The following is a 15,147-nucleotide window of genomic DNA, read 5'->3' on the forward strand; positions in this document are numbered from 1 at the left end:
CTGCGCCGTGGCTTCAATGGCCTGCCGCGAAGGTGGCGTCGGGCTTGACGCGCTTCAATTGCGCCAGCACATCGTGCTGGATGCGCTCAAGCGCTTCCGGCGTGTGCCCTTCAAACCGTAAAACCAGCACCGGCGTGGTGTTGGAGGCGCGCACCAAGCCGAAGCCGTCGGCGTATTCCACGCGCAGGCCGTCAATGGTTACCACCTCAAGCGAGCCCGGGAACTGCGCTTGCTCCAGCATTTGCGCCACCACCGAGTGTTGCTCGCCTTCTGCGCAAGGCACGTTGATCTCGGGGGTGTTGAAACTGGTGGGCAGGGCATTCAGCACGGCACTGGGGTCGGGGTGGCGGCTGAGAATTTCCAGCAGGCGTGCGGCCGAGTACATGGCATCGTCAAAGCCGTACCAGCGTTCTTTGAAGAAGATGTGGCCCGACAGCTCGCCAGCCAGCGGGGCGCCGGTTTCGCGCAGCTTGGCCTTGGCAAAGGAGTGGCCGGTTTTCCACATCAGCGGTTTGCCACCGTGCTGCACGATCCACGGGGCCAGACGTTGGGTGCACTTCACGTCGAAGATGATTTCCGCACCCGGCTTGCGCTTGAGGATGTCGGCGGCGAATAGCATGATCTGGCGGTCAGGCATGATCATCTCGCCGTCTTTGGTGACCACGCCCAGGCGGTCGCCATCGCCGTCGAAAGCCAGGCCCAGTTCGGCGTCGCAGGCGTGGACGATGCGCTTCAGGTCTTCCAGGTTTTCGGGGCGTGAAGGATCGGGGTGATGATTGGGGAAGTCGCCATCCACCTTGGAGTAGATGTCGATCACCTCACAGCCCAGGGCGCGCAAAATCGCGGGCGCGGTGGCGCCGGGAATGCCGTTGCCGCTGTCCACCACGATCTTCATGCGGCGCTTGAGTTTGCAGTCTTTGACGATGCGGTGCATGTACTCGGGCACCACATCCATCTTGGCGCTGCGGCCGGCGCCGGTGATGTAGTCCTCGGCCTCGATGCGACGGCGCAAGTCTTGAATCTGTTCGCCGAACACCGCAGCACCCTTGAGCACCATCTTGAAGCCGTTGTAGTCCTTGGGGTTGTGGCTACCGGTCACCATGATGCCGCTGCGGCAGCCGTGCTTGGCGCGCGTGGCGGCGACGTAGTACAGCATGGGGGTGGTGACGGTGCCGAGGTCGACGACATCCAGGCCGGTTGATTGCAAGCCGCGGATCAGGGCGGCGCTCAGGCTGGGGCCGGAGAGTCGGCCATCGCGGCCCACGGCCACGGCCTTCTCGCCGAGCTTGCGGGCCTCGGTGCCAAAGGCACGCCCCAGATGTTCGGCCACGTCTTCGGTCAAGGCTGCGCCGACGACGCCGCGAATGTCATAGGCCTTGAAGGCGGAGGCTTGAACTTGCATGGGTTCTCCAGAAATGGGTTTCGCTGAAATTCGATGAGCGTGCGCTCAAGTACGGCGCAGAATGGGCCGGATTGTATGCAGCCCTTTTGACATCGGATGCTGACGCCGGGTTTCATCGGTGCTTCATTTTGATTTCATCGTGGCATTCATGCCAGATCAGCGCCTCCGCGCCACCTGTTTGGCGGCGCGCCTGGCGCTCGCCGAGCCCGGGCGGCCTATCATCGGCGCCCATGCCACAAGCTATCGCCCCCGCATTCAACACGCCGTTACGGCTCGCCTACCAGCCGCCGTATCACATCGAGGCCTTGCTGAAATTCTTGTCAGACCGTGCGATTGCGGGCGTGGAGCAGGTGGACCCGGTCGGCGCCCGCATTTTGCGCAGCGTGCAGGGGCGAGATGCGGTGGGTCAGTCCTATCATGGCTGGATTCAGCTCAGCTTCAAGCCGGCTGAGCATGCCGTGGAATTTCAATGTTCGGAGGGCTTGTTCATGCACCGCGCGCTGCTGGTGCCCGCCGTGCGGCGCTGGCTGGACCTGGACGCGCAGCCGCAAGCCATCATGGCAAATTTGGGGCCTTTGGCGAAGATCGCCCCAGGCCTGCGCCTGGCGGGGTGCATGGATCGATTCGAATTGGCCGTGCGCGCGGTGCTCGGGCAGCAGGTGACGGTGCTTGCCGCGCGGACGCTGGGGCACCGGTTCGTGCAGGCCTTCGGGCAGCCTCTGGATGAGGCGCTGCCGCCGGCGTGGGCGAGCGTGGCGCCCTTGCGGCTGTTTCCCGAGCCCACGGCCATTGCGGTCCTGGATCCCTCTTGCATTGCGGCGCTGGGCATCATTCGCCAGCGTGCGGATTGTCTGGTGAGTTTGGCGCAACGCTGGCCACAGCTGCGTTACTCCCAGACTGAGCTTTGTAGCGCCGCTGAGCCCGACGCGCAAACCCTCTCACTGGCGTTGCAAGAACTGCAAACCGTCAAGGGCATCGGGCCCTGGACCGCGCACTACATGCTGATGCGAGGGTGGTCCTGGCCCGATGCATTTCCACCCAAGGACGTGGTCTTGCTGCGCCAATTGAGCGTTGCTCAGGCAGGGCCTCTCAGCGCCAAAGACTATCTGCAGGCAGCGCAAGCCTACCGGCCCTACCGGAGTTATGCCGTGCTGAGCTTGTGGCGGGCTGCTGCGCTGGGTATCGAGGCGCTGGCAGGTCACGACGATTGACGTGTGAACTAACCGTTACTTTGCATGGCTTGGCCGCCTGCTCTTTGCACAAGAAGCGGGTCGACTGGCCGCCCCCTTCAGGCACAGTATGCTGACGCCCTGTGTTTTGAATGCTGTTCATGAAACCTGCAGACCTGATTGAGTTGATTGTTCTGGCCGCCATCTGGGGCGCGTCATTTTTGTTCATGCGGCTGGGAGTCCACGACTTCGGGCCGGTGGCCATGGCGGCCGTGCGCATGGGCATCGCGAGCGCCGCCCTGCTGCCGTTGCTGGCGCTGCGCCAGGGCATGGGTGAATTGCGCCAGGCCTGGTTGCCGCTGATGGTGATTGGCCTGTTGAACAGCGCCATTCCTTTTGCCTTGTTCAGCTACGCGGCTTTGGCCATCACTGCGGGGCTGTCCAGCATTCTCAACGCCACTACGCCCTTGTGGGGGGCGCTCATCGCCTGGGCCTGGCTGCGGCAGGGCCTGTCGGGCCTGCGTGCCTTGGGCCTGTTGTTGGGTTTTGCCGGCGTACTGTTTCTGGCCTGGGACAAAGCTTCGTTCAAGCCCGGCGGCAGTGGTTGGGCGTTGGCGGCGTGCCTGGCCGCGACCTTCTGCTATGGGCTGGCGGCCAACTTCAGCAAAAAGTACACGGTGCACATCAAACCGCTGACCGTGGCCACCGGCAGCCAAGTGTTCGGAGCTTTGATCTTGGCCGGCCCAGCCGTCTATCTTTGGCCGGCCACGCTGCCGAGCCTGCAGGCCTGGGTGGGCGTGACCGCGCTGGGCGTGCTGTGCTCGGCCCTGGCGTACCTGTTGTACTTTCGCCTGATGAGCCGCATCGGGCCCACCAATACCATTGCGGTGACCTTCCTGATTCCGGTCTTTGCGGTGCTGTGGGCCTATTTGTTCCTGGGTGAGTTGTTCACCCTGCAGATGGCTCTGGGCTGCGCAGTCGTGTTGTTGGGCACCGCCTTGGCGTTGGGCCTGATCAGGCGCCCGGCCGCCTGACGGCTTTCATACCGCCAACGTGTACTCAATGCCGGGCGGCCGGTACCGTGGCTTCGGCGTTGCTGTTGCTGTTGCTATTACCGTTGAGCGTGATGACCCGGCGGGCCTTGTCGTCCATGTCTTCCAGGGCCTGTGAGGCGGCACGGTTGTGCTGCTCCCAGTCTTGCGCAGTTTGGATGATGCTGGGCTTGATCAGCACGATCAGTTCACGCTTGCGACCGCTGTTGGCACGGTTGCCGAACAGGGTGGACGTGACAGGGTTGCTGTCAGAGCCCGGCAGGCCCGAGCCCTTGCGGGACGACTCAGACTGCATCAAGCCGCCAATGGCGACGATGAAGCCGTCTGGAATGCGCACCACGGTGTCCGTTTCATTCATGCTGTTGGAGGCCAGCGGCAGGCGGAAGCTGCCCAAGGTACCCAGGTCAATTTGCTTGACCTTTTCCGTCACCGAGGTCACCGCTGGGTGGATGTGCAGCGTGACCATGTTCTCCTCGTCGATCTGCGGGGTGACGTCGAGCGAGATGCCGGAGAAGAAGGGCGTTAGCGTCAGTGTCGGAATGACGTTATTGGTGGTGCTGCTGCTGGTGCTGGAACTGGCGGTGTTGGTGCCGCTGGTGATGCCGGTGATGTAGTAATCGTCGGAGCCAACCTTCAGCACCGCCTTTTGATTGTTGAGCGTTGCGACGCGCGGGCTGGACAGGATTTGCGTGTCGCCATGGCTTTCAAGAAAGCTGATCAAGCCCTGAAAGCCGCCTTTGGACAAGGCCAGGCCGAACGCACCATTGCCGGCCGAAGTCATGGGAATCAAGTCGGGCCATGCCGGGCTCTGGGTGGCGGTGGAGAGCACGGGCAGGCCGTTGGTGTTGCTGACCAGTGGATTGATGAGGGTGCTGACCCCTGTGGGGGTTGATGGGTTCACGCTGGTTTGGCCGATGGCGCCGTTCTTGCCCAGCACCGACCAGTCCACACCGCTTTGGTAGCCTTCGCGCAATTCGACCTCGACGATCTTGGCTTCCAGCATCACCTGCCGCTCGACCGACAATTTGGTGCTGCGCAAAAAGGCTTCGATATTGCGCATTTCGTCCGGCATGGCACGCACGGCGATGGTGCCTGCCTGCGGGCTGGCAATCACGTTGCGGCCGCCTTCGGTGCCCACCAGGGCACGCAGTGCCGCAGTGGTGTCGGCCCAGAAGTCGTTGCGGGTGCTGGTCGAGATTTGCGCGCTGTCGTGCTGCTGAGATTGACCGCTATTGCTGCCATTTCCGGTATTGCTGCCGTTGCTGACATTGCCGGTCGTGGGCGTGCTGCTGCCGGTGGAACTCTGGCCGGCGCCAGAGCTGACCCGCAATTCGCTGCGGCCAACTCGTTGATGCTGGAGGTAATTGACAGTAAAAACGCGGGTCTGCATCGAGGGCGGGAACACGGTGATGCGACGACCGTCGATCTTGTAGTCGTAACCGTAAACGTCGCGCAGCGACTCCAGGGCCTCATGCAGGGTGATGCCTTTAAGCGTGACCGACAAGGTGCCCGTGATCGCGGGGTGCACCATCATGCTGTAGCGGGTTTCGGTGACCAGCGACAAAAACACATCGCGCACCGGCGCGCCGTTGACGATCAGGTCAAAGCGCGGTTCAGGCGCGGGGGCGGGGGGGCGCGCTGCGGGTGTTTCAGCCGCAGGCGATGAAGCTGGGGCGTTGGCTGAGGCACCCGTGGGGGCGTTGGCGGGCGTGCTTGTCGGGCGCTCGGCGGCACGCTGGTTGGCGGCCGCAGCGCCGTCCAATTCTTTGCGCAGCTCCGCCCGAGGTTGGGCGAGTTGCAGCGGTTTGTCCGCGCAGGCGGCGAGCAGGGCGACCAGGGCCCAAGGCAGGAGGCGGGCGGTCGGGGCAAGAGTTTGCATGGCTGAACGGAAAGAGTGACGCCTGGATTTCATGGGGCCTCCTGGCGGGGGACGCCGGCTTTTGTTGTTGTGTTCGACGTGTATTTGTGCGGCGGCTTGGTGCGTGGCACCGATAGATCGGCCGCAGCCCGCTTTTCGATGCCGGGATAGAGGCTTTCACGCCGGGTACCGCTGCTGTCTTTCAGCCACACGGCGGATTCTTCGATGCGCACGATGGTGGCATCGCCCAGCTTGGCACCCACCGGCCACAGCCGACCATTGGCCACGACGTAGGCCCGTCCGTCTTTGACGACAATTTGCTGCAGCCGCAGGGCCGGGTCGGTGACAGAGCCGTCAGCTGCGGCGTTGGCGGGCGTTTTCACGGCTGCCGGCCAAGCGCTCGGGTCGCGCAGGGCCTCAGGGCTTCGTGCGCTTGCAGCAGCGTCGGGCATGCCAGCCACCGTTTGCGCCAAGGCCAGTTGCGGCAGCATTGAGAGTGTTAGCGCCAGCGTTAGCGTTCGTGCCAGCGAGGGCCCGGCAGGCACTGCGTTGATCCAGTTCACGGCGGGCCTTTTCATCGATGCGCCTTGGGCAAAAAGACTTGCACCTGAAGCAGCACCGGCTTGCCGTCACCTTGTGACCAGACGCGCAATTCACCCCAGTGCAGATGGGGCAAGGCTTGTTCCAGGTGGCGCAGGTAGCGCAGTTGGTCGAGATAGTCGCCGGCAATTTGCATTTCAAGCCCTTGCCACTCCAGCGCAAGCCCGCCGGCGGCTACGGGTGCCCCGGATGCAGGTGTTGACGGGCCGGGCGGCGCAGCGGGTGCCGCTGTTGCTGCGATTTGCGGGGTGGTGTTGTGAGCTTCCGTGCGAACGAATTGCGCGGGCCCCATGCCTTCGGGCAAGCTGAGCAGCTTGATCAGGCTGAGCCGCTCGTGTTGTTTGAGAAGGGTGGGCAAAAGATCCGACAGCGGCGTTTGAGACTGGCCCTGGCTCATGTTTTTGAACCCGGCATCCACGGCCATGCGGAGCTGCCCTTGTTGCTGCAAGGCCTGGGCCAGCCGAGCCTTGAGTCGGGCGCTTTCATCGCCGGTACCCGGGGCACCGGGTTGGGAGAGTAGTTCGGCGCTGGCAGTGAACTGGGCGCGCAGTACTTTCAGATCTTCGTTCTGTTTGAGTTGGGCCTTGGCCTGCGTTTGCGCTTCCAGTTTCACGGGAGTGATCACCAGGCTGTCTGCGGCGGCGATCAGCAGGGCGGCTAGGCACAGAAACATGAAAACGCGTTCACGCAGGCTCAGCGCATCAATCCGCCGGGCTGTGGCCTGCCAACGTTGGCGCGTGTTCGGGCGTGCGGGTTTCATGGCGCACCTCTGGTAGCGGGTGACTTGGCGTTAGGGGTGTTGCCAAGTGCGGCGTTAGGCGCAGGCATCGCCGGCCCCACTGACGCGGGCAAGCCGCCCAGGAGCGGCATGTTCAAGCCCAGCGCGGCTGAGTTGGCGCCGGGTGGCAATTCACTCACCACTCGAAATGACCATACGCTCAAGCCGGGGCGCGGCTTGGGCGTGCTGGTGACTCGCCATGAACTCGGCGTCGCGCCATTGGGATCGTTTGTTTGTTCGCTGGGCGGCGGGCCGTCCTCACTCCATTTTTCAATCTTCACCGTGGCCAGTTGCAGGCCCGCCAGCAGGGGCTTGCCCGCCAGGCGCTCCAACCAAGTGCGCAACTCGCTCGGGTCCAGCGTGGCACCCGTCAAGGACAAGTGGCCCGGGGCCCAGCGCAGGGAGCCCAGCCAAACTTGACCGGGCACGGTTTGCGCCAAGGCCGTGAGCAGATCAGAGTGGCGCCAACCCTCCGGTGCCAGACCGCCGCGCAGAATTGTCAACGTCAACAGCAAGTCTTGGTTAGTGCTATCGAGTTGGCTCAATTGCTGAGCCATCTGCTTGGGGTCCAGTGGCGCGGGGAGGGTGGTTAGGGCCTGGGTGAGCGTTTGCAATTCAGTGGCGCCGCGCGCTTGCGCCTGTGCGAAATCGTTGCGGGCTTGACGCCCTTGCCATGTCATCCAGAGGCACAAGCCCCCCACGGCGAGCAGCAACAAGCCCAGGGCTTGCAGCATGGCCACAGTCGAAAAATAGCGCTTGGGCGCCAGCAGGATGGGGGTGAGTAGATTGATTTGCTGAGCCATGGTGTGCGGTGTGCTTGGCGCTCAGAGCTCGCGTGATTCTTGGCGCAAAGCGGCGCCCAGCAAGGGAATGCAGGCTGACAGGCGGGCGCTTTGCTGATCGGTGTTTGCTGTGATTGCAGGGTTTGCGGCAGCTGAGTCGAGGCCGCTGAATAGCGCGCCCAGGTTCACGGCCTGGGTGCGCAAGCCCAGTTCGCGCTGCAGAAGCGCGGCCACTTCATCCCCATTTTTAGCGGCCAGCAGGTACAAGCGGGCCAGCGGCAAATCAGGCCAGGAGCGCTCCCACAGGTCAATGGAGCGTTGCAATTCAATGATCAGCACCGACTCTTCAGCATCGTCGTGGCGTGGATTGAAATCAGCGCCCGGGGTGTACTCGAAGCCCAGCGGTTCGTCGACCTGTGGTTTGGTCGCCAGCGTGCCGGTGGCGCGGGCGTCTAGGCGGGGGTCGGCATCGAGCCGGCGGGTATAAAACAGTTCACCGCCAGCGCTGATCGTTAGCAGGCATTGCCCGTCTTGCAGCAGCAGCGCTGCGGTGGCCCGGGCCTCCAGTTGTTCGGATTGGGCTTGGCGGGTTTGCAGGTTGCGCAAGGCACATTCCCAGGTGTCCACCACGCTCACAGGCATCTGCAGCGCCTGGCAGGTGGCGCTGAGTTCGGTGATGGCGCTGGTGCGCGCGGCGATGACAAACAACTGACGCTGCGTGCGGGGGGCGTCGCCGCCCACGTGCATGACGTCGAGGGTCAGGTCGTCCACGTGGATGTCCACCATCTCCTTGATTTGCCAACGTGCCGCTGCTTTCAGTTCTTCATTGGGCACGTTGGGTGTGTCCACTTTGAGCGTCTGGTATTGACCCGGCTCGGCCAGGGCCAAGACCTCCCCGGCGTTGAGGCCCAGCGAGCGGATGGCCTTGTGGAAGGTCTCGGTGTCGTCTCCGTCAGCACGTACTGTGCCCCATTGCAGGATGCGCAGCGGCTCGCCCTGGGCCAGCTGGGGGTCGCACAAAACATAGGCGAACTGGCCGTCACCGTACCGGATGCACAAGCGCAGTTTGTTGTTTTGCTTCCCCCAGGGCCATTTCATTGCATTCTCTCGATCAATAATTTTCTCGTTGATAGACCACGCTGTCCGTCCCCCGATATAAGCCGAACGTGGCTCGGGCTGACGGATCTTTGTTGTAGCTGACTGCCCCCGCGCCGCACCAAGGCCCTTGCAAATAGCTCAGGCCAGCCGCCAGCGTTGCTGCCACCCCGGGTGTCCAGGCTTGCAGGCAGCTCTGATCGGTTACGGTGCTCAGGCTCAAGGACACATCGAGGCTGCCAGTGCGTCCGCCACCGGGTTTGGTCAAGGTCAATGCGCTGCTTCCGTTGGTCAAGGTGTAGCTGCTGGCTTTCAAGAGACCGTCGCTGGAGTTCAGTGTTTTCCGGTAGTTTCCGAAATTTACCGACTTGGCATCGACGGAAGTGCAACTGTCCAGGGTGTTAGTTATGAAGTTTGCGCCATCCCAGTACTGTGCCAGCAAGGGCAGGCTCAAGTCGCGATTTTGCGAGCCAATGGCGTTTTGGAGCCGCAATTGTCCGAAGCGCAGTTGTATCGACGAGACGGGCTTCAAGGCGGTGTGGTCGTTGCCATTGGCCGGGCTGTCGGTGTCGAGGTCATAACTGTTCATGACCACGCCATCCGAGTCAGCCGGTGCGATTCCGAAATTGCTGCCTGCAAAGGGGCCGTCGGGCGTTGCCAAACGTGAGACGGCCATGCTCAGTTGCACATCGGTGGATTGCCCGAGCCCCCAGGTTCCGCTGCTGGTGGCCGTCAGGCGCGCGCCGGTCTTGAACGGCGTGCTGCCCTGAATGCCCGCGGGATTGAGGTTGGTGAGCGCCAGCTTGGCAAAGCTGCCGGTGTAATTCTGCGTGGTGGCGCCCTGAGCGTTTTGCGCCGTGAGTGTGAAGCCAATCTTGAAGGCTTCACCCAGATAGGTGAAGGTGGATGCCGGGCTGCAGGCGGCGTTGAGGCGATTCGTTAACACCGGACTGCTGACCGCGAACCCGGCGGGCACGAAACGGCCCAGGCGGTTGTTCTGCACGCTGCCGGTGAATACGGTGGCATTCAGAGTGAGGCCAGTTGTACCCAAAAAACTGTTGACCACGCCGTTGGTGTTGAGTAAAAAGCTGCCGACCTCGCTGTACTTGAGATCGCTGACCGTGACTGTGCCGCCGCTGAAGCCCGTGATGGCCGGGTTACTGCCGCCGGTGTTGCTGAGGGTACCCAGCACGCCACCCGTGGGCGTCTGGCTACCGCTGCTGGGGCTCAGCGTCACGGCGCTGCTGAACCCGGGCGTTAGCCCGCCCGCGCTTACCTGGCTGAGTGTGGCGCTGGCGTCGACCGTACCGGTGTTGCTACTGTCGGCGCTGGCGCTCCAGCGATAGGCCCCCAAGGTGGCGCTGAAGGTGGCGCCGGCCGCTCCCCACTTGGTATCGGTGGCGGCGCTGCCGGCGGGGTTGCTGACGCCAGCGAGCGTCAGTCCACTGACCGTGATGGCAAAAGGCCTGACGGTGAGATCCCCCAGGCTGCCGTTGATGCTGGTGGCAGCAAAGAGGGTGGAGTCGTCAAGCAGATTGAGGGTGTATTTGCCGATGTCGGTCGTGGCCAACGTCAGGGTGGCTACGCCGGCCGTGAAGCTGAGGCCATTCAGGTTGTTGCTGCCCGGCGTGGCGGCGGGCACGGTGAGGGCGGGGCTGACGATGGAGGGGGCCGTCCAGCTGCTGCCGTTGTCGGTGCGCCAAAGCTTGAGATTGCGGCTGCCGGTGTAGTCGGTTGCGATGCTGCAGACGCCGGTGGTGGCGTCCTTCTTCCAGAGCGCGACCTGCAGGTCGTGGTTGCGGCCGGCCACGACGATATTGGTGCCGGCGATCTTGTTGTTCAGGTCTTCGGACCAGACAAACGCGTTGTCTCTGAACTGGATGCTGGCCGACGTGCCCGTGGCGCTGGTCACGTTACTGTCTTGAACTGTGATCACCACGTTCTGGGCCAGGCTTTGGCTCAGTTTGAGATTGACCACGCCGGCATCGCCCGCCGCAAAGGTGTAGCTGGCTTGGCCGCTGTTGGCCGCGCCCGGCGTGAACGTGCCGGAGGGCGCTGGGCCGCTACTGACAGAAAAATCACCGCGTCCGGTGCTGCTGGTCAAGGTGATGGTGCCGGTGTAGCTGGTGATGGTGCTGCCGCTGCCATCTTTGGCCGTAACGGTGAATGCCTGCGGGCTGCAGGTTGACGCGCCGGTGGCCGCATTGACAACAAAGCTCGCCACCACAGGGGTGCAACTGCTGGCATTGCGACTGGTGCCATCGTAGTTTTTACCGGCCTTTTGGTTGGTGTAGATGGTGCTGATGTTGGATGACGAAATGGCGCTGTTGAACACCATGAATTCGTCCATCTGGGCATTGAGCCCTTCGTGGGTGCCGACGTCCACGTCCCATGAAGCGCCGATCAGGCCTAGATTGCCTCGCGCCTGAAGGTTGACAGTTTCTTTGTAGCTGCCATCGATATAAAGCGCCGTCTGCCCGCCGGTGCCTACCAGACCGACGTGGTGCCAGCCTGCTGCCAAGCTACTGAATTTGAAGGTGCCATTGACGATGTTGCCGGGCGTGTAGACGCCCCATTGCAAGCCATTCAGATCATCGGTGTACAGCAAGTCACTGCCGCCGCTGATGGAGGCCAGGATGTGATAACGACTGCCGCCCGTCGAGAACGGGGTTTTCACCCAGGTGCTGACGCTCCAGTCGGTCGGAATCGGAATGTTGGTGTCGGGCGTGATGTAGCGCGAGCCCGTGCTGCCTGTCAGATTGGCATAACGATTGAGCACGACCGGCGCGTTGCCACCCGTGGTAGCACCCAACACGGCGGTGGCGGGGTAGCCGCCTCGGTTGTCCACCACTTCACCTGAGTTACCGTTGTAGCTGCATTCGTCGAAATGGTAGTCGGCGATGGGCGTGGGCATGCAGGCGGGCGGCATGGGGTAGCTGGTGTTGTTGGTGACACAGCTGTTGCTGCAACTGCCACCACAACACACGCTGTGGATGCTGGCCAGATATTCCAATGTGATGTTGGCCGAGGAGCTTGACCGCACGCAAGCTTGGGCAATGGCCGATTGATTGAACAAGATCGTGCCGCTGGTGGTGGTGACGTCGCCAACCACCTTGGCCGAAAAGCCGAAGCTCACCGAGCCTGTGCCGCCATTGATCTTGCCCGATACCACCGCATTTTGCGCCAGGACTATCGAGCCGGTCGTGTTCAAACTACCGCCGACCTGCCCCTGGTAATCAAGGCTGATCATGGCGCCTGATGTGCTGGTGACATCGCCACCTACCACGGTGGCTTGCCCTAAGGTGACTTGCCCTTTGGCACTTACATAACCCGTTACTTGACCTTGATACGCGAGTGCCACCGTACCGCCGGTGCTGCTCACATTGCCGGTAACAACCGAAGCCTGGCCCACGCTGATGTTGCCTGCCGTGGCGATAGTGCCTTTTACTTGCGAGTTTAAATCCGTGCTCACCGCGCCGCTGGCGCTGGTGATGCCGCCGTTGATCACGCAGTTCTGGCCCACGGTGACAGCGTTCGCACCGCTGTTGCTGATCGCCCCGCCCACGGACACACAGTCGCCCAGATTGATGCTTCCGGCGGAGGTGAGCGTGCCGCCGAGCACCAGGCCCACATTGGTTGCATTGACCGAGCCCGCCGTCACATTGCCCATGATGACGGTTTGATAGCCCGTGGTGAGCGTGCCCGCCACCTGAAGATTGAGATCGCTGGCAGCGCCCCCGGCGTTGATGGTGGCGCTGGTGTCGATGCTCAGTGTGCCGGTGAACTTGAGCGTGGCAGGTTTGGGCGTCCCGATGCTGACGGTGTCGGTATAACCCAGGGTCAATGAGCCGCAGGTGTAGGTCGATCCCGCTGCGGTGCACCCTGCGGGCAGATTGCCCGGAAAGGCGTAGGCGGTGGCCCGAGCGGGCTGGCTGAAGCCGATGCCGGCCAAGCAGAGCAGGGCTAGCGCGATGAGGTGGCACGCACTTCGCCAGCAGCGCGCAAGCCAGTCCAGCAGTCGAGGTCGTGGATTATTTATGGGCATGGCGGCATCACCTCACCAGGCGGCGCGTGAGCTGCCGTTCAACATAGCTGGGGTTCAAGTTCGCGGTGGTCGGGCAGGCGCCGGCGGTTGGTGCGTTGCAGGCCGTGGCCGTTACTTGGTAGAAGTTGAAGATGGTGCCGCCGTCGCTCCCGCTGCTGAGGCTGCAATTCACTGTGACGACGAAGTCGCTCAGATTGCCTGTCAGCGCGATGTTGGTGTTGGCGAAGCATGCTGGTGCGCTGGCGCCGCGCAGGATTTGCAAATTGGCCCATTCCAGCCCGGCGTTGGCGCTTTGCATGGCTTTTGACGCCGCGAGTTCGCTGCTGAAGCCCAGTTGCTGGCGCATGCTGAAGCGGGCCATCGCCGCGCCCAGGGCCACCAACACCACCAAAATGAACAGCATGGAGATCATGGTGAAGCCCAGCTGCCGTCGGCTTTCGAAGTCAGGGCATGTTGTCGACATGGATGGCATGGTAAAGCGAGACGGTTTCAGCATTCAAGCGGGAGTCGCCGTTCAGGGTCATGCGCAGCGTAAAGAGGGCTGCACGTGAGGCCACCGCTGCTGGCGCGTAGCTGAACTGGCAAGACCTGACCCCAGTAGCCAAGACGCTGACCGTGCCGCCACTGGGTGGATTGGGTTGCGTGGCTTGAAAACCATAGCCTTGGTAGCGGCTGAGCGTTTGCACACTGGGACTGGTGTCGCAGCGGTACGTGACCGGCGTGCTGACCGCGTAGACCCGGTAGGGCGGGGATTGCAGCGCAACCGGTAACGGGGCGAGCGAACTGATGGTGATATTGGTGGCCAGGCCCGCGCCATTCGTCGCCATGCGGCGGTTGGAGGTGGCTTGGGTGCCGGCGCCGCTGTTGTCGGCGTAGGCGTTGGCATCGGGTACATCCGGGCCCAGGTTGTAGAACACCAGTTGCTGGTTGCTGCCCAGCGTCAAGCCCGGCCCGACCAGGTTGAAGCTGGTGTCCAGCACGCCAAACAGCAGCGGGTCTGCACCTTGCGTGGCGTAGCGGGCTGCGCCGGTGGTGGGAATCAACTCCAGGCTGAGCCCGTCAGCGCTGACGCGACCGCTGTTGGGGAGTGACAGCGCCAGATCACGGCCGATGCGCCGCAGGGCGGTGTCAGCTTGATCCACCATCTGGTTGCGTGCCGCGCTGGCCAGATAGGCTTGAACAGGCGCCACGATGAAGACGCTGACAATCGCCGCCAAAATGCTGGTCAAGACAATCACGATCACCATCTCGATGAGGGTGAAGCCGTATTGCCGCCGCTGCTGCAGCGCTTTCCTAGAGCGCGGCATTGGGGGAGTGGCGGGTGCGATACCCGCTGAGTACGACCTGGGTGCCGCCAGGGCCTGTTACGGTCACCGTGATGAGCAAGGCGTCACCACTGGCCTGGGTGATGGTGCCCAACGCAGCATTGGCCACCGTCACACTGGCGGCGTAGTTGGTCAGCCCGGGGACGGCGCTCCCGCTGATATCGAGAATGCCGCTATTCATGGCAAAGCCGTGATAGTCGTTGACGTTGTCGAATTGCGGTGTGGCGTAGCGGGTTTCACCCGACTCGGGACCGATGCTCTCCGCCAAGCTGGCGCAGCCTGTTGGGCCGATGGCACTGCTGGTGGCGGTTTCGAGTTGGGCGTCGTCGGGATCGCAAAAGGTGAAGGGCATCAACTGCACTTCTTCCATCAGAGACTCAGCAACGGCCAGGGCTTGGCGTTGGCTTTGGGGATCGGCGCTGGTGCTGCCGGCTTGTAGAAATATTTTGAGCACGCCCGCCAAGGCCGCACCAACCACCACGATGAACATGATCAACTCAATCAGCGACAGGCCGCGTTGGCCTGCAGTTGGGCGGGGTGAATGCTTCATGGCCCTCTGCGGAACAGGCCGCTGTCGGTCTCCGCCACATAGGCCTGGGTGTAGCTGCCATAGCTGACGGTCACCGGCATGGCGGTCCCGGTGGAAGTTAGGCTGGTGCCGCTGTTGTTGGCGTTGAACACTACGGTGCGAGGGCCCGCCTCGGCGATGCAAGGGCTGGCGGTGACGGGGCAGGCCATGCTGTCAATCGCCGCGCCGGAGGCATAGGCGAAGCTCACACCCGTGGTGCTGAGCGTGGCGATGATGGGGCGGCGTTGCACCAGTGACAGGCGCAACATGGCCTGCATCTGGCTTTGCAGATCGTCACCGAAAGCGACCAGCCGCCACATCGTGGTGTCGATCAACTTGGGCAAGGCAAATATGGCCAGCGTCCCGATCAGGACGATGACCATCACCAATTCGATGAGCGTGAAGCCCGCTGAACGCCTCACAGCGCCAAAGCGACTGGCATGCCGAGAAGGGGCTCGCATGCCGGCTGGGGG

Annotated in this window: 13 protein-coding genes; 2 read left to right on the forward strand and 11 right to left on the reverse strand. The window is 62.9% G+C overall.

Going from position 1 to position 15,147, the window contains the following annotated elements:
- Positions 1 to 13: 13 nt before the first annotated feature.
- A complete protein-coding gene (locus tag PRZ01_RS04480; protein WP_273595557.1) occupies positions 14 to 1,402 on the reverse strand; it encodes a phosphomannomutase/phosphoglucomutase in 1,389 nt (462 codons plus the stop codon).
- A gap of 230 nt (positions 1,403 to 1,632) precedes the next feature.
- Here PRZ01_RS04480 and PRZ01_RS04485 point away from each other — a divergent pair, with 230 nt between their 5' ends.
- Complete coding sequence (locus PRZ01_RS04485) at positions 1,633 to 2,613, forward strand: AlkA N-terminal domain-containing protein (protein ID WP_273595558.1); 981 nt, start codon at positions 1,633 to 1,635, stop codon at positions 2,611 to 2,613.
- Between the two features lie 119 nt (positions 2,614 to 2,732).
- Complete coding sequence (locus PRZ01_RS04490; RefSeq protein WP_273595559.1) at positions 2,733 to 3,605, forward strand: DMT family transporter; 873 nt, start codon at positions 2,733 to 2,735, stop codon at positions 3,603 to 3,605.
- A 25-nt stretch (positions 3,606 to 3,630) separates the two neighbouring features.
- On the opposite strand, the gene PRZ01_RS04495 is transcribed toward PRZ01_RS04490, so the two are convergent.
- Genes PRZ01_RS04495 through PRZ01_RS04540 form a run of 10 tightly spaced genes read right to left on the reverse strand, consistent with a single transcriptional unit; the run spans position 3,631 to position 15,135 of the window.
- Positions 3,631 to 5,502: a pilus (MSHA type) biogenesis protein MshL gene (locus tag PRZ01_RS04495; protein WP_273595560.1), complete on the reverse strand. Its 1,872-nt coding sequence runs from the start codon at positions 5,500 to 5,502 to the stop codon at positions 3,631 to 3,633.
- A gap of 29 nt (positions 5,503 to 5,531) precedes the next feature.
- Positions 5,532 to 6,059: a hypothetical protein gene (locus PRZ01_RS04500; protein WP_273595561.1), complete on the reverse strand. Its 528-nt coding sequence runs from the start codon at positions 6,057 to 6,059 to the stop codon at positions 5,532 to 5,534.
- Entirely contained in the window at positions 6,056 to 6,841 is a 786-nt protein-coding gene (locus PRZ01_RS04505) for a hypothetical protein (protein ID WP_273595562.1), read from the reverse strand. The genes PRZ01_RS04500 and PRZ01_RS04505 overlap by 4 nt, the downstream gene beginning before the upstream one ends.
- Entirely contained in the window at positions 6,838 to 7,662 is an 825-nt protein-coding gene (locus PRZ01_RS04510; protein ID WP_273595563.1) for a PilN domain-containing protein, read from the reverse strand. The genes PRZ01_RS04505 and PRZ01_RS04510 overlap by 4 nt, the downstream gene beginning before the upstream one ends.
- A 21-nt stretch (positions 7,663 to 7,683) precedes the next feature.
- On the reverse strand, positions 7,684 to 8,739 hold the full coding sequence (locus PRZ01_RS04515) for a type IV pilus biogenesis protein PilM (protein ID WP_273595564.1): 1,056 nt from the start codon (positions 8,737 to 8,739) through the stop codon (positions 7,684 to 7,686).
- Positions 8,740 to 8,752: 13 nt separating this feature from the next.
- Complete coding sequence (locus PRZ01_RS04520) at positions 8,753 to 12,781, reverse strand: DUF6701 domain-containing protein (protein WP_273595565.1); 4,029 nt, start codon at positions 12,779 to 12,781, stop codon at positions 8,753 to 8,755.
- A 7-nt stretch (positions 12,782 to 12,788) separates the two neighbouring features.
- Entirely contained in the window at positions 12,789 to 13,244 is a 456-nt protein-coding gene (locus PRZ01_RS04525; RefSeq protein ID WP_273595566.1) for an agglutinin biogenesis protein MshP, read from the reverse strand.
- Positions 13,225 to 14,088 (reverse strand): PulJ/GspJ family protein, encoded by an 864-nt coding sequence (locus PRZ01_RS04530; RefSeq protein ID WP_273595567.1) that lies wholly within the window; start codon positions 14,086 to 14,088, stop codon positions 13,225 to 13,227. Before PRZ01_RS04530 ends, PRZ01_RS04525 begins: the two co-directional genes overlap by 20 nt.
- A complete protein-coding gene (locus PRZ01_RS04535) occupies positions 14,075 to 14,656 on the reverse strand; it encodes a type IV pilus modification PilV family protein (protein WP_273595568.1) in 582 nt (193 codons plus the stop codon). Before PRZ01_RS04535 ends, PRZ01_RS04530 begins: the two co-directional genes overlap by 14 nt.
- A complete protein-coding gene (locus PRZ01_RS04540) occupies positions 14,653 to 15,135 on the reverse strand; it encodes a prepilin-type N-terminal cleavage/methylation domain-containing protein (protein ID WP_273595569.1) in 483 nt (160 codons plus the stop codon). The genes PRZ01_RS04535 and PRZ01_RS04540 overlap by 4 nt, the downstream gene beginning before the upstream one ends.
- Positions 15,136 to 15,147: the final 12 nt, after the last annotated feature.

It is taken from the genome of Roseateles koreensis (assembly GCF_028595305.1).
In the GTDB taxonomy this organism is placed as follows: Bacteria; Pseudomonadota; Gammaproteobacteria; order Burkholderiales; family Burkholderiaceae_C; genus Paucibacter_A; species Paucibacter_A koreensis.